Origin of the sequence: Haloarcula quadrata (genome assembly GCF_003634715.1) — an archaeon.
Taxonomy (GTDB): Archaea; Halobacteriota; Halobacteria; order Halobacteriales; family Haloarculaceae; genus Haloarcula; species Haloarcula marismortui.
Map to the genome: position 1 here is coordinate 3169233 of NZ_RBWW01000001.1, position 14672 is coordinate 3183904.

The following is a 14672-nucleotide window of genomic DNA, read 5'->3' on the forward strand; positions in this document are numbered from 1 at the left end:
GACGGGAACAACTTCGCAGCCCTCAGAGATTATGAACTCACAAGTACCCGTACAACGGAGACAAGCTAAGCCATGAGCCGCGCTACGTATATGCTCAAGCGCTTGGTACTGTCAATCCCTGTTATTATATTCGGGACGACAGTAACGTTCGCAATTATCCGGCTGGGGCCGCTCAGTCCTGCAGCGGCGATCCTCGGTCCGCAAGGTGATGCACGTGCGATTCGACAGATCGAACAACGATTGGGACTGAACGAACCGCTCTGGGAACAGTACTTCGAGTTTATGGGTGACCTGTTCCTGTTCGATCTGGGCCAGTCGTGGGTGGTCAACTCCGGGACGCCGGCCATCGACCTCATCATTAGCTACGCACCGCGGACGATCTGGCTCGGATTCTGGGCGGTCCTGATCGCCCTTGGAATCGGCATTCCGCTTGGCTTCTACGCCGGCCTGAATCCGAATACGTTCTCGGATTACTTCGCCTCCTTCGGTGGGATTGTCTGGCGAGCGATGCCGAACTTCTGGCTCGCGGTAATTCTGGTGACGGTGCTTTCACAGACGGAACAGCTGTTCGGGTTCAGCTGGACCAGCTTCATCGTGGAGACGAACGTCGTGACCTCGCCGAACCTCGCCGTGCTCAAGAATCCCACGAGATTGATGACTGACCCGGGACAGGCATGGACCAACCTCGCGAAAGCGACAAAGCAGATACTGCCGCCCGCACTGGTGCTCGGGTCCGCGTCGATGGGGACAGAGATGCGTATCGGCCGAACTGCCGTGCTCGAAACGATCAACTCGAAGTACGTCGAAACGGCCAAGGCCAAAGGCGTCTCACCGCGAGTACTGGTGTGGAAGCACATCTTCCGAAACGCCCTGATTCCGCTCGTGCCGGTGATCACTGCGGAAGCGTTCATCCTGATTGGCGGGTCAGTGCTCGTCGAAACTGTCTTCTCGATTAACGGTATCGGTCTCCTGTTCTTCCGGGCGGCAGAGCAGGGTGACCTCCCGCTTGTTGGAACACTGATGTATCTGTTTATCCTCCTTATCGTCGGGCTGAATATTGTACAGGACTTCGCGTACACAATTATCGACCCACGCGTGGGGTACGACGCATGATGGAGACAGAACTCACCGAAGACATCGATCAGCCGTTACGGGACCGACTCAAGGCCCACCCCGGGCCGGCACTGCTGTGGGGGGCCGGGCTCTGTCTCCTGTTGTTGCTTGAGGGACCGACGTACCTCGATGGGCTGCTCGGCGCGATTGGCTTCGGACTCGGGCTACTTCCGGGCGCGCCCGGTGCCGAGGCGTTCGCCAGTGCGTCGGCGTTCTTCAGCGAACTGCCGCACCTGCTGAGCCGCGAACTGATACCCAACCGAGGATACTACGACGGGAGCGCCTGGCAAGGCACGTTCCTTGGCCTTGAGCCGAAGTACGCATGGCTCATTCGCTTCCTGCTGGTGTACGTATACGTTGCAGTCTTGCTGGGCTGGCTGTGGTACGGGTATGTGACGTTCCGCCGGCACTACCGCGCCGCTGACTGGACGCCGACTGACGACGTCATCGACCGACTCCGAAGCCACTACTGGGGCCTGTTCGGACTTGCGGTCGTCGTCTTCTTCATCACGATGGCCGCGTTCGCGCCCGTTGTCGGCCCAACGACGGCCGAAGAGAATATCGAGGGACCGTACTCCCACGATATGCAGTACTACGACGCGGACACGGAGACGGTCGAAACGATCACTATCGGTGAGGCGAACCTCGGTTCCGCCTCCCGCGGGAGCGGTGACAGCAACGTCGGAATCTGGAGTTACGACGACTTCGGGCGGTTCCATCCCGTCGGAACGCTCGTCAGCGGCAAGGACCTGTTCACCTTCCTCGCCTTTGGTGCACGGGTGTCGCTGTTCATCGGCCTCGGATCGATGGCGATTGCAGGCTTTATTGCGACGACGCTGGCATTAGTTACCGCCTACTACAAGGGGGTGACTGACCTCATCGTGGTACTGACCAGTGACTCCGTGCAGGCAATGCCAGCATTGTTGCTGGTGATTCTTGCGACAGTGGTGTTCAAGAATCACTGGATAGCAGAGCTGTACAACGGGGCGATGCTGTTCATCCTCCTGTTCGCGTTAATACGCTGGCCGGGGCTATGGCGAGCGGTGCGTGGTCCTGCGTTACAGGTCGGGGAACAGGAGTGGGTCGACGCGGCAAGGAGTTACGGCCAGCGACCCACTGTGATCATGCGGAAACATATGGCACCGTATATCCTCGGCTATCTCTTGGTTTATGCCTCGCTAACACTGGGCGGGGTCATTATTTCCGTCTCTGCCCTCTCGTTCCTCGGACTCGGGATTACCGCCCCGACTCCTGAGTGGGGGCGGGCGATCAACATTGGACAGTCGTACATCGCCAGTCAGTCCTGGCACATCTCGCTCATTCCGGGTATCCTGATTACGCTGGTCGTTACCGGGTTCAACGCACTGAGTGATGGGATTCGTGACGCTATCGACCCACAGAGCGAGGGTGCTGAAGGCGGTGCAACTGGCGCGGCCGCCGGGGGTGGTGGCGGATGAGCCACACCGAAGACGGCGAGCCACTGCTGGCCGTAGACAACCTCCGGACAGTGTTCCACAGCGACCGAGAGGAGATCCGCGCTGTCGACGGGGTGTCCTTCGAAATTGCTCGCAGCGAGACACTCGGTATTGTCGGCGAATCCGGCTCCGGCAAGAGTGTCACCGCGCGCTCGATAATGGGACTGGTCGAAAGTCCGGGCGAAATCCGCGAGGAGTCGTCCATACGATTAGACGGGAGAGAGTTGACGGCGCTTTCAGAGAAGGAGTACCGGTCAGTTCGTGGCGGGGACATCGCGATGGTGTTTCAGGACCCGCTGAGCTCACTCAACCCGGTGTACACTGTCGGGAACCAGATCATCGAGGCGCTAGAGCTCCACCGCGATATGGAAGGTGCCGAAGCCAAGTCGGAAGCCATCGAACTGCTGCGTGCAGTCGGCATCCCCGACGCGGCGCGGCGTGTCGATGAGTTCCCACACGAGTTCTCCGGCGGGATGCGCCAGCGAGCCGTCATCGCGATGGCACTGGCCTGTGACCCAGACCTGCTCATCTGTGACGAGCCGACGACGGCGCTCGATGTCACTATTCAGGCCCAGATTCTTGACCTGTTGCAGGAGATTCAGACGGAGCGTGACATCGGCATCATGTTCATTACGCACGACATGGGCGTCATCGCGGAAGTTGCTGACCGCGTCGCCGTGATGTACGCCGGCGAAGTCGTTGAGCAAGCACCCGTCAAGGAACTGTTCGCAAACCCACACCATCCATACACGCAGGGACTTCTGCAGAGTATTCCCGGCCGGAACCCCAGTACGGATCGGCTGCCCACTATCGAAGGGGACGTGCCGACGCCGCACGAATCGGCGTCGTTCTGCCGATTCGTCAGCCGGTGCCCGAAGGGCTTCGATGAGTGTGAGCGGGTCCATCCCGCCCACGTCGAGGTCGGCGAATCAGCAGACCACACCGCTGCCTGTCTCCTGTACCCCGAAGATATGCCTACCGACGACACTGTGACACAGCACGAAGCGAACGCAGACCAGACAGGTGCCGAGGCAGACGAAGCGCTGTCGGCAGACGACTGGCCGGCTGCGAAGCGAAACGCCGGAGAGGATACCAGTCCGGTCGGGTCCGACGACAGCGATGCCCGGGCTGATGGTGGCCATGGCCACAGTGCCGGGGACACCGGCGGACACAGTGGGGGAGGTGACCCAGATGAGTGAATCAGTCGTCGATACCGTGTCGCACCAAGCCGACGAGACGTTGCTCGATGTACAGGACCTGAAGACGTACTACGAAGGCGGTGGACTGCTCGGGGGAGACCCGGTGAAAGCCGTCGACGGCGTGAACTTCGAAATCTCACGCGGCGAGACGTTCGGGCTAGTCGGTGAATCCGGCTGTGGCAAGACAACTCTGGGTCGGACGCTCATCCAGTTGGAGACGGCTACGTCTGGGACGGTCTCCTTCGATGGAACCGATATAACCGAGCTCAGCGGCGGCGACCTCAAGCAGTGGCGCCGCAACGCCCAGATGGTGTTTCAGGACCCCGAGTCGAGCCTCAACGACCGGATGACTGTCGGCGAGATTATCCGCGAACCGCTGGACGTTCACGAACAGGGCACGGCCCGCGAGCGTCGGGAGAAAGTGCGGACACTGCTCGACCAGGTCGGGCTCATGCCGGAGCACTACTACCGATATCCCCACCAGTTCTCCGGCGGGCAGCGACAGCGCATCGGCATTGCTCGCGCACTCGCACTCGAACCGGAGTTCGTCGTCCTCGATGAACCCGTTTCGGCACTCGACGTGTCCGTTCAGGCCCAGATACTCAATCTGCTGGAGGAGCTTCAAGAGGAGTTCGGTCTCACGTACCTCTTCATCGCGCACGACCTGAGCGTGGTCCGGCACATCTGTGACCGCGTCGGGGTGATGTATCTCGGGAACCTCATGGAAGTCGGGCCGACGGAGCAGTTGTTCCAGAGCCCAGAAAACCCCTACACGCGCGCATTGCTGTCGGCGATTCCAGAACCGGATCCGACGGTTCAGGTGGATCGGATCACCCTACCGGGCTCACCACCGAGTCCACGGGATCCGCCGCAGGGGTGTCCCTTCGCAACGCGGTGTCCCGTTCGGATTCGGCCAGAGGACATAGACGCTAGCGATGCGGTGTGGGACCGGATTCGAGAGTTCCGTGATGTCATTCGCGAGCGGTCGCGCGCGGAACAGTCGATCGGTGAGCGGCTCAAGGAACGACTCGGGTTCGACACCGCGCTGGCCGACAGCGAGGAAATCGTCGAAGAGGAGTTCAGCGACGTGACCCTTCCGCCGGTCGTACAGGAGCACGTCGAGCAGGCGGCGTCGTATCTCAGTGATGGCGACCCCGACGCCGCTCGTGCCTACCTCAGAGAAGTGTTCGGCAGTCAGTGTGACACCGAAACGCCGCAGTACTACGATGTCGACGATGGACGGATGAGCTTCTGTCACCGACACGCACAAGAGCACGTCTCCCCTGGCGACGAACTCCGCCAACGTGGCTACGACACGCACGATGGATAACCTGGCGGGAAAGATACTCGATCTGCTGTGGTACGCCCTCGGCGTAACGCTCACAGCGACGCTTATCGGTGGCGTGCTCTCGCCGCTCCGTGGCGGTGGCTGGGTGACAGTGAAGTTCGCACTGTTTTTTATCGGCTTCGCGCTGTTTGGCTACGCCTCGGTCACACTGTGGCGTGCGCCATCTCTCGATTCCGATGAGTCCGGTGAATCAGACGTGTCGTTTGGCGTGTCAGCGCGGGAGCGGACGCCGTTCGAGTCGGTGCTGGCTCGTGCCGTGCCACCCCTCGATACGCTCGCCCCACCCGAAGACCGATTCTCGCCGCCAGTGAAACTCTTTGTTGCGAGCCTGTTCGTCCTCGGGCTCTCTCTGAGCATGGAAGTCGTCTTCGGCGTCCGGTGACACCACCATTTACCTCCCACGGGCGTAACGACTGGATATGGTTAAGACAGGTGGCGAGGGGACGGACGACCTCGAACGGCTTGCCGCCGGTTCGGACGAGCGCAAGGCATCGTGGAAACAGACGCTAGAAGAGACACAGGCACTGGCAGACCAGCGGCGGTCTAACGGCCGCGAGGCCGTCGTCGTCCCGGCCGGGGATGCGGGCCTGCAGACAGTCGACGACGGTGACGGGCTCGAACTCGTGTTCGTCATTCCGGGCAACAAGGCCGAAGACGTGACGCGGCTAGTCGAATCGAACCCCCTCGAAGCGTATGACGTGTATCGGCGGACGGTCGGAGAACAGGTATTTCTGGCCGTCGAGTACTTCGACCCAGACGCCGCCTCGTTGTTCATCGCTGGCGCATACAAGCTACAGGATGCCGGGAACGCGGTTACCGCTGCGAACGACGGCGCGACGTTCCAGACGATGCTCAGAAAACTGGACGGGACCCCGGTCGCAACGTTCAACCACGCGGACCGGACGAAGTTCCTCCCAACAGACAGGCTCCCTGTCGACGAGTAGGTATCGGCATCGGAGAGAGTGACAGCCACGTCGATGTGTCACGGTCCGTATTCAGTGCCGCCGACGTGACGGCGGTGGGACACGATAGGCCATCTCGCAGCCCGAGACCGAAAGGACCATTCACTAGCCCCCGCAGAGTTCAATCTGCGCGAGGGTAGCCGAGCTTGGCCAAAGGCGGTGGGCTTAAGACCCGCTCCCGTAGGGGTCCGTGGGTTCGAATCCCATCCCTCGCATTCTGCGACGAGTGGACATGAGGAGCGATATTTGCCACAGTAGTCCACAAGAGACAATCCTGACCGCTCGTCTGTGACACACTCGACAGTCCGACTTGGCCCAGATGTGGCACAGCCTGTGTGGGTTAGGGCTTCGGGTGCGGCAGTGACAGACGATCTGAACGGAGAGTGTCCGGACACGACGCGTTTTTGCACCTCTGTGGCCTATACCGGCGTAATGACTGATGTGCCAGATGACGTTGCCGAAGCGTTCGACCGACACGATGCGCTTGTCCCGGCTGGAGATAGCTACGCGGTCGAAACGACGAACTTCGACGGCCGCGTGACCGCGTCTGAGGGCGAAGAGTGGCGGACAAACTACGAGGTGACGGTCAGAGCGCCGTCGCTACAGGCCGCGACAAGCGATGAGGTTGGTGACGCCGTCGTCGATGGCTGGCTTGAGACGCTGGAGCGACGGCTTGAGGACGCGCCGAAAGCGACCCGAACCGCTGTCGAGCTGGACGATTACACCGTCGTTGAGGCCGGCGAGCAGGTCGTGGTCACGTTCGAGTACACAATGGGTGGCGAACGGCAGGCCGCGGACGTCGCCAAAACCTTCGTCGAGTACGTCGAGGGGACGTACGTCGAGGGCGTCATTCCCGGTTACGACTATGTCGGCGTCGTGGCTGACCTGCTCAATTCGGCGAGTACCGGCGGGAGCGAGGGGTCTCGCGGCGGGACACCGCTGTAGCTGTACGTGTCGAGCATGGAAACAGGGTAACAGCCAGCCTCAGTCCATCGCGATATAGGTCTGTGTCGTTTCGACACCCTGGATTTCCTGGATGTGTGTCGCTGCGACATCCTTGACTTCGGCGGGCGTCTCCACGTTCACTTTTGCGATAAAGTCGACGTCACCAGCGACGATGTGGGCCTCGACAACGCCGTCGACGGCTTCGATGTCATCCTTCAGACGGTCCGCGTCACCAGTGTGGGCTTTGACCATCACGTAGGCAATGACCATGTTCAGGCACCTCCAAGCGCAGTCGCACGTTCTGATTCACCGACAACGATACTACGAACGTCAGAGAGCGTCCCGAAGTCGGCCAGTATCACGACCCGGTCGCCGGCCTCCAGCGTTTCGTCCGGGTCGGGAATGGCGAGCGGGTCCTCGCCTTTCCCGTGCGCCATTAGCCGGGAATCCGATGGCAGCTCCAGCTCCGACAGCGAGTACCCTTCCATCGGCGATTGTCTCTGAATGGTAAACTCCACGAGCTGGAGGTTCTGTGCGATGTCGGCGACCGCGCGGATGTTGCCGCCAAGCAGGGCGTTCTTTGCGGCGATAGCACCCAGCCGTTCGGGGTAGATGACCTCGTCAACGTCGGAGGCGTAGCGTCGGTAGATCTCCTCGCGGTAGTCCTCGTCGATACGCATAACGGTTCGACAGCCGTGTTCCTTGGCGATCATACAGGCAACGAAATTGTCGTTCAGGTCGCCGGTGAGCGCGCCGAGCGCGTCGGCAGCTTCGAGGTCGGCGTTGCCGAGCGTCTCCTCGATAGCGCCGTCGCCCGCGATTACCTCGAAACCAGCCGTTCGCGCGCGTTCGACGGCGTTCTCATCGCGCTCGATGAGGACAACTTCGTGGCCACTCTCTTGCAGGACGCGAGCCGTCCGCAATCCGACACGACCTGCACCCACGATAACGAATCGCATACACCCTCCTATGGGGCGGGGGTGAATAAAAGTACCCACCCGGTGGAACCACCGGACGCCTTGACCACGATATCAAACAACAAGGCTATTGTTGTCGACTGACGGAAGCTTTTTCGTGCTATGACACGACACACCACAATATGGTTAGCGCGTTTATTATGATCAAGGCATCGGTTTACCCCCAGAACGATTTCGGTACTCTCTCGTAGATTGCCCCTGACCTGCCAGTAGGTCAATGCAGGCGACAAAGGCGATTGTGAGGGATGGTCTCTCTGACAGAGACCATCCCGTGTCGTCTGCTTTGGGGAGTGCAGTCGCGTGACTTCCTCAGATGACAGCGTTGAGGTTTCGCGTGAGGAACTTCTTGCGCTCAAAAATCGTGTTGAGAAGCTTGAACAGGAGAATCAACACCTCCGCGAAGAGAACAAGCGGCTCAGAGCCAAACTTCGCTGGCACGAAGGACCGCACACCCCCTCCAGTCAGAAACAATCTGACTCTGAGGAGTCGTCCTCGTCTTCATCCGACGAGGACGACGAAGAACCTCGTACTGACGGCGGGACACCGGGTCGAAAATCCGGCCATAATCCCGAGTGGCGGTCTGCACCCGATCCAGATGAGGTGGTCGAAGTCACGTGTGACTGTTGCCCTGACTGTGGTGAGCAGTTCGATGAGTCGGAGGGCGTCAGCCCGCGACTCGTCGAAGAGATTCCTGATCCGCAGCCTGTGGAAGCTACCCAGTACAACCGCCATTACTACGAGTGCGACTCGTGCGGAACCGAGACGGTGGCATCACACCCCGACTGCCCCGATGAGGGGCAGTTCGGGGTGAACGTCATCGCGCAGGCGGCTCTTTCCCGGTACGATCACCGGCTTCCCTACCGAAAGATCGCTGATCGTTTCAACCAACTCCACGGATTGGACCTTTCGGGCGCGTCCGCGTGGCATGCGACCGAGCGCGCAGCGCGCGCCGGTCGCTCGGAGTACGAGCAGATACGTAGACAGATTCAACAGGCCGACGTGGTCAACGTTGATGAAACGGGAATCAAGCGCGACGGAGACCAAGCGTGGCTCTGGACGTTCCGAACGGACAAGCACACGCTGTACGCCGTCCGGGAAAGTCGTGGCCACGATGTTCCTGCGGAAGTCCTCGGGGAGGACTTCGCAGGAACGATTATCTGTGACGGGTGGACAGCGTACCCAGCTTTCAGCAAGAAACTCCAGCGGTGTTGGGCGCACATTCTCCGGGAGGCCGAGGATGCTGCCGAACAGCAGGAAGAAGGCGAACCGATCTACCGAGCGCTCACACAGTTGTATGCCGCTCTCCAGACTCAGCTGGAGAGCGACTTGACACTGCGCGAGCGGGCAGAATTACAGCGTGTCGCGCGGAGAGAACTCGAATCGTTGATTGAGCGGTCGGTCCCCGACGGACCAGTGGCAACACTACTCGGGAAGATCGAAGGAGGCCTCGACCACTGGCTCACCTTCGTCGGTGAGCCAGCGGTCTCGCCGACGAACAACGCTGCGGAAAACGCGCTACGTGAACCAGTCGTTCTTCGGAAAATCATCGGGACACTCCGGAACGACCGCGGAATGTTCGTCCACGAAACCCTCTTCTCCCTGCTGGCAACGTGGAGCCAGCAGGGACGCAATCCCTATGAGGAACTCAAGCGAGTCGTTCGGGACAACGAGATGATCTCACGAGCTCGCGCTGTACCGGTCGTTGAATCCACAGGGTAAACACATACTGATCAAGACCGCTGCTGGCAAATCCGAAGAACTCCTTGCGGCAGTTCGTGACGCCGAGGGCATCACCGAGGCACATATCGTCGCCGGGCAGTACGATATCATCGGCGAAGCGACGGGTACGGAAGTGTATGATATCATGCAGTCGGTCTCGGGTCATGTCCGGGATCTCGACGGCGTCGCCGACACGCGCACGTACATCTGTTTGGAGTGAGCGCCCCGCGTTGTTCCGACACGGCAAAGGGACTTGCCACCCTACGGGGAACATGGTCAGTGTCGCCGGTATTATCGGCCTGCTCGTCATCGTGCTGGTCAACAGTGCTGTGACGGCGCTCATGACGCGCTTTTTCCGCGTCCGCTTGAACACGCGGTGGGGGAGCCTCGTTTACTCGCTGCTCCTCTGTCCGGTAGTTATGGTCGTCATTCTCATCGTATTGAGCGGAGTGTTCAAACTCGGTGCAAATCTCGGGAGCCAGACGGCTGTCCTCCTCGTGACTGTCGTTATTCCACTCGCTACCGGGATTACGTTCGATTACTTCTGGATGCCAGCCCCCGACGAGGTCGAACTGCCGGCGTCGATGGATTAATCGAGAATCGCTGCCCGGACCCGTTCGTACACCGTGTCTGGGTCGGCGGTTGCGTCGACGCGAACGAACCGCTCCGGGTCGGCTTCGATAAGTCGCTCGTAGTTGTCACGAACCGTTGTGAGATACTCGGCGGTCTCAAACTTGTTCGTCGCGCCGCTTCGCCGTGCAGCGGTTTCGGGATCGAGGTCGAGATACACGGTCCGGTCCGGCGGGCGGGTCCAGGGGGCGTGGACTTCTCGGATGTACGATAGCGGGTCGTCGAACGTCCCACTACCTGCGAGTGTCGCACCCTGATAGGCGTACCGCGAGTCACTGTAGCGGTCGGAGACGACGAGCCGACCCTCGTTGAGTGCCGGTCGGACCGTCTCCGAGAGATGTGCGGCGTGGTCTGCCGTATAGAGGAACAGTTCGGCCAGCGAGTCCGCGTCGTCGTTGTCGATGGAGCGCTGGACGGCGTCTCCGTACCAGGTATCCGTCGGTTCGCGCGTGAACACAGTTTCGCTGGGGACAGCGTCGTCGCTCCGGAGCCGTTCCCACACGGTCGTCTTGCCGCTCCCGTCCAGTCCTTCGAGCGTGACGAGCATACCTCACAATCTGTGTGGGGGGACGTAAGCGCCCCGACCTGGTCGGTGCATCCGTAGACTGACACAAGTGACCGGACTGCGGGCCGGTCGGGCAAAGAAATACGCCCACCTTTACGGTTCTACCGACCGTATCGGAATCCATGGATGTACTTGTCGTTGGCGGGACCGGATTTATTGGACAGCACCTGTGCCGTGCGCTTGACGAACAGGGACACGCTGTCACTGCGCTGTCCCGGTCTCCGGAGGACACGACACTCCCAGACGGTGTCGAAACCGTCGCCGGGGATGTCACAGACTACGGTAGCATCGAGAGCGCGTTCGAGGGTCAGGACGCGGTGTATTATCTGGTCGCACTGTCGCCCCTGTTCAAGCCGGATGGCGGCGATAGGATGCACGAACGTATCCATCTCGGCGGGACCGAAAACAGCGTACAGGCCGCAGAAGAGCACGGCGTCAACCGATTCGTCCAGCTGAGCGCACTGGGTGCAGACCCTAATGGCGACACGCATTACATCCGGTCGAAAGGACAGGCCGAGCAAGTCGTTACGGGGTCCTCGCTGGACTGGACCATCTTCCGACCGTCAGTCGTCTTCGGCAAGGGCGGGGAGTTCGTCTCCTTCACGAAGCGCCTCAAAGGGATGTTCGCGCCGGGCGTCCCGCTGTATCCGCTTCCCGGCGGCGGTAGTCAGACAAAGTTCCAGCCCATCTGGGTCGGTGACCTCGTGCCGATGCTCGTCGACAGCATCGAATCCGAGGAACACGTCGGCGAGACCTACGAGATCGGTGGGCCGGAAGTACTGACACTCAGAGACGTGACCAATCAGGTGTACGATGCAGAGGGGTCGTCGGTAAGCATCGTTCCCCTTCCGATGCCGCTCGCGAAGGTCGGCCTCTCTGTCTTGGGAAGCGTTGGCTTCCCGATGGGCGCTGACCAGTACCGTTCGCTCAAATTCGATAACAGTCCGGCAACAAACGATATCGACGCGTTCGGCGTCAGTAGTGGCTCTTTAACGACACTCAGCGGATACCTCCGCGGATAATCACTGGCAGTAGCCTCCACCTATAGGGGTTTATGTCAGAAGAGATTTGTTTTCAAGCGTAGCTTTCAGGACTGAGAGCCGGGCAAAACACTTATACTCGCCATCGCTCTTTGACCCTTTAAGCGGAGAACCATATAATGAAACTGGCGATGATCGGCTTCGGGCAGGCCGGTGGCAAAATTGTGGACAAATTTCTCGAGTACGACAAGGAAACCGGCTCGGGAATCGTCCGCTCGGCTGTTGCGGTTAATACAGCAAAAGCAGACCTGCTTGGGCTAGAACACATTCCGGAAGAGAATCGAGTGCTCATTGGCCAGGCCCGCGTCAAGGGCCACGGCGTGGGCGCGGACAACGAACTCGGCGCGGAAATCGCCGAAGAGGATATCGACGAGGTGCAGGGTGCGATTGACAACATCCCTGTCCACGAAGTCGACGCCTTCCTCATCGTCGCCGGTCTCGGCGGCGGGACCGGATCGGGCGGGTCGCCGGTCGTCGCAAAACACCTCAAGCGCATCTACACCGAACCGGTGTACGGCCTGGGCGTCCTGCCGGGCAGTGACGAGGGTGGCATCTATACCCTCAACGCCGCCCGCTCGTTCCAGACGTTCGTGCGCGAGGTGGACAACCTGATGGTGTTCGACAACGACGCCTGGCGACAGACTGGCGAGTCCGTCGAAGGCGGCTACGACCACATCAACGAGGAGATCGTCCGGCGCTTCGGCGTGCTGTTTGGGGCTGGTGAGATCGAGGCTGGCGATAACGTCGCCGAAAGCGTCGTCGACTCCTCCGAGATCATCAACACGCTCGACGGCGGCGGCGTGTCCACCGTCGGCTACGCCTCCGAGGACGTCGAGGTATCCTCTGGCGGCGGCGGCCTGCTCTCGCGGTTCAAGGGCGACGACTCGTCAGACGATAGCATGGATACGGCTAACACGACGAACCGTATCACGTCGCTCGTTCGGAAAGCCGCGCTCGGCCGGCTGACACTCCCCTGTGAGATCGAAGGTGCAGAGCGTGCCCTGCTCGTGATGGCAGGGCCGCCAGAGCACCTGAACCGGAAGGGGATAGAACGCGGCCGAAAGTGGCTCGAGGAGCAGACCGGTTCGATGGAGGTCCGCGGTGGCGACTATCCGACTAACGCCCCGAAAGTGGCCGCATCCATCCTGCTGGCTGGCGTTCACAACGTTCCACGGATCAAGGAACTCCAGCAGGTCGCCATCGAGGCACAGGACAACATCGACGATATCCGTAACCAAAGCGAAGATAACTTAGAGGACTTGGTCGAAGACGACGAAGATGAACTTGATCCGCTATTCTAATAAGACCGCCGTACTCCTCTGTGTCGTCGCGCTGCTCGCGACCGCCGGCACAGCGAGTGCATTCTCTGTCTCTGCCGACGGGGTGCCAACCGAGAGTGCCGTCGGCGAAGAGGTGTCGGTGACGTACACGATAGACGACCCGTTCACCGACGCACCGAACGAGTGGACGCTTGCCGGTTCGACCGAACTTCAGAACGTTAGCTGGACGGTCACTGTGTTGCGTGCGGGGAATCAGGTGAATCAAGAAACCTACGGCGACCAGTCCTTCGAACAGGATCTGGAGATCGATAATAACGGTGACCAAGTTCGCGTCGAACTTGTCGGCACGACGCCGGCCATCTCGAACTACACGTACGAGCCGGCGCAGAACTATCAGGTTGCCGCGCTCAGTCGAGTCAGCGGCAACAACGAAGAGGAGTTCCGCAGCGACACCGCCCACCACTACACCGAAGAGAGTCAGGCGGCCAGGCAGGCGATCGACGACGCACAGGCTGCAATCGACGCGGCCGGTGGGAACGAAGGCGCTGAGGAACTGGTCAGCAGCGCTATCTCCTCATACGAGAACGGGAACTTCCAGAACGCTCAGGACCTCGCCGGGCAGGCCGAGAGCCAAGCACAGCAGGCCCAGCAGAGCGCTCAGACCCAGCAAACGCTGCTGCTGGTCGGTGGCGGACTCATCGTCCTCCTGTTGCTGGTCGGTGGCGGCTACTACGCGTACGCCCAGATGAGTGAGGACGAATACTCCAAGCTGTAATGCGTCTCGTCGTCCCCGTCTCGGGGTCTGACCCCAAAACGCGGCTTTCAACTGTTCTGTCTCCCGACGAGCGCCGTGATTTTACCGAAGCGATGCTTGCAGACGTCGTCGACGCAGTGACATCAGCGGGCCACGAACCCGAAGTCATCTCGACAGCGCCCCTCGACTGTGCCGTTCCGGTCACCGTCGACGACCGCGGGCTTGACCCGCTCGTCAACGACCTGCTCGCGTCGACGGTGACTGACGACGAAGGGGCACTCGCCGTCGTGATGGCCGACCTCCCGCTTGTGACCCGGGAAAGCATCGAACGACTGCTTGCTCCCGAGGCCGATGTGGTGCTGGCTCCGGGTCTAGGCGGTGGGACGAACGCCTTCATTTGTCGGCATCCGGAGTTCAGGGTCGACTACCACGGCGCGTCTATCCGCGACCATCGGGAGACCGCCCGAGACGTGGGAGCCAGCGTTACCGAAGTTGACTCACGGCGGCTTGCGACTGACATCGACGAACCGGGCGACCTCGCTGAGGTACTGCTACACAGCGACGGCGCGGCCGCCGACTGGCTCAAACAGTCAGGATTCGAGCTGACAGCCACCGGTGGACGGGTCGACGTGGAGCGATTTCGGTAGTTTGACCGAGGTCTCAGC

General features: G+C 60.7%; 16 protein-coding genes, 1 tRNA gene and 1 pseudogene. 15 read left to right on the forward strand and 3 right to left on the reverse strand.

All coding sequences use genetic code 11. The features are described from left to right. The first annotated feature begins 72 nt into the window (after window positions 1-72). The 8 genes from BDK61_RS16370 (at window position 73) to BDK61_RS16405 (ending at window position 7042) form a co-directional block, all read left to right on the forward strand. Entirely contained in the window at window positions 73-1113 is a 1041-nt protein-coding gene (locus BDK61_RS16370; RefSeq protein WP_121303783.1) for an ABC transporter permease, read from the forward strand. Next, window positions 1113-2570, forward strand: a complete 1458-nt coding sequence (locus BDK61_RS16375; protein ID WP_121303784.1) for an ABC transporter permease — start codon at window positions 1113-1115, stop codon at window positions 2568-2570. The genes BDK61_RS16370 and BDK61_RS16375 overlap by 1 nt, the downstream gene beginning before the upstream one ends. Then, a complete protein-coding gene (locus tag BDK61_RS16380) occupies window positions 2567-3787 on the forward strand; it encodes an ABC transporter ATP-binding protein (RefSeq protein ID WP_121303785.1) in 1221 nt (406 codons plus the stop codon). Before BDK61_RS16375 ends, BDK61_RS16380 begins: the two co-directional genes overlap by 4 nt. Beyond that, a complete protein-coding gene (locus BDK61_RS16385) occupies window positions 3780-5117 on the forward strand; it encodes an ABC transporter ATP-binding protein (RefSeq protein WP_121303786.1) in 1338 nt (445 codons plus the stop codon). The genes BDK61_RS16380 and BDK61_RS16385 overlap by 8 nt, the downstream gene beginning before the upstream one ends. Beyond that, window positions 5110-5517, forward strand: a complete 408-nt coding sequence (locus BDK61_RS16390) for a DUF7555 family protein (protein ID WP_004964121.1) — start codon at window positions 5110-5112, stop codon at window positions 5515-5517. The genes BDK61_RS16385 and BDK61_RS16390 overlap by 8 nt, the downstream gene beginning before the upstream one ends. Window positions 5518-5554: 37 nt before the next feature. Then, window positions 5555-6079, forward strand: a complete 525-nt coding sequence (locus tag BDK61_RS16395) for a DUF7529 family protein (RefSeq protein WP_121303787.1) — start codon at window positions 5555-5557, stop codon at window positions 6077-6079. Window positions 6080-6227: 148 nt separating this feature from the next. Further along, window positions 6228-6312 (forward strand) — tRNA-Leu (locus BDK61_RS16400). Window positions 6313-6529: 217 nt separating this feature from the next. Next, entirely contained in the window at window positions 6530-7042 is a 513-nt protein-coding gene (locus BDK61_RS16405; RefSeq protein WP_121303788.1) for a DUF5813 family protein, read from the forward strand. A gap of 39 nt (window positions 7043-7081) precedes the next feature. Here the strand turns inward: BDK61_RS16405 and BDK61_RS16410 are convergent, their stop codons facing one another. Both BDK61_RS16410 and BDK61_RS16415 read right to left on the reverse strand, forming a co-directional pair. Continuing rightward, window positions 7082-7312, reverse strand: coding sequence for an Lrp/AsnC family transcriptional regulator (locus BDK61_RS16410; RefSeq protein ID WP_004593869.1), 231 nt, complete (start codon window positions 7310-7312; stop codon window positions 7082-7084). 2 nt (window positions 7313-7314) lie between these two features. Further along, the gene (locus BDK61_RS16415; RefSeq protein ID WP_004964130.1) at window positions 7315-8001 is read right to left on the reverse strand and encodes a potassium channel family protein; all 687 of its coding nucleotides are present in this window, start codon (window positions 7999-8001) and stop codon (window positions 7315-7317) included. Window positions 8002-8264: 263 nt separating this feature from the next. On the opposite strand from BDK61_RS16415, the pseudogene tnpC reads away from it, so the two are divergent. From tnpC to BDK61_RS16430, 3 genes and pseudogenes are all read left to right on the forward strand, one after another. Continuing rightward, window positions 8265-9738: pseudogene (gene tnpC, locus BDK61_RS16420) on the forward strand (IS66 family transposase). Further along, window positions 9722-9958: an Lrp/AsnC ligand binding domain-containing protein gene (locus BDK61_RS16425; RefSeq protein WP_244209818.1), complete on the forward strand. Its 237-nt coding sequence runs from the start codon at window positions 9722-9724 to the stop codon at window positions 9956-9958. The pseudogene tnpC and the gene BDK61_RS16425 overlap by 17 nt, the downstream one beginning before the upstream one ends. Before the next feature lie 52 nt (window positions 9959-10010). Next, on the forward strand, window positions 10011-10331 hold the full coding sequence (locus BDK61_RS16430; RefSeq protein WP_004964136.1) for a hypothetical protein: 321 nt from the start codon (window positions 10011-10013) through the stop codon (window positions 10329-10331). On the opposite strand, the gene tmk is transcribed toward BDK61_RS16430, so the two are convergent. Then, on the reverse strand, window positions 10328-10915 hold the full coding sequence (gene tmk, locus BDK61_RS16435) for a dTMP kinase (RefSeq protein ID WP_121303789.1): 588 nt from the start codon (window positions 10913-10915) through the stop codon (window positions 10328-10330). The two genes, BDK61_RS16430 and tmk, sit on opposite strands and share 4 nt — an antisense overlap. A 140-nt stretch (window positions 10916-11055) precedes the next feature. On the opposite strand from tmk, the gene BDK61_RS16440 reads away from it, so the two are divergent. The 4 genes from BDK61_RS16440 (at window position 11056) to cofC (ending at window position 14654) form a co-directional block, all read left to right on the forward strand. Next, window positions 11056-11955 carry a complex I NDUFA9 subunit family protein gene (locus BDK61_RS16440; RefSeq protein WP_121303790.1) on the forward strand — a complete coding sequence of 300 codons (900 nt, stop codon included), beginning with the start codon at window positions 11056-11058 and terminating at the stop codon, window positions 11953-11955. Between the two features lie 137 nt (window positions 11956-12092). Then, window positions 12093-13274: a tubulin/FtsZ family protein gene (locus tag BDK61_RS16445; protein ID WP_004593875.1), complete on the forward strand. Its 1182-nt coding sequence runs from the start codon at window positions 12093-12095 to the stop codon at window positions 13272-13274. After that, window positions 13252-14028 (forward strand): hypothetical protein, encoded by a 777-nt coding sequence (locus BDK61_RS16450; RefSeq protein ID WP_004964147.1) that lies wholly within the window; start codon window positions 13252-13254, stop codon window positions 14026-14028. The genes BDK61_RS16445 and BDK61_RS16450 overlap by 23 nt, the downstream gene beginning before the upstream one ends. Continuing rightward, window positions 14028-14654 (forward strand): 2-phospho-L-lactate guanylyltransferase, encoded by a 627-nt coding sequence (gene cofC / locus BDK61_RS16455; RefSeq protein ID WP_121303791.1) that lies wholly within the window; start codon window positions 14028-14030, stop codon window positions 14652-14654. Before BDK61_RS16450 ends, cofC begins: the two co-directional genes overlap by 1 nt. The last annotated feature ends 18 nt before the right edge of the window (window positions 14655-14672 follow it).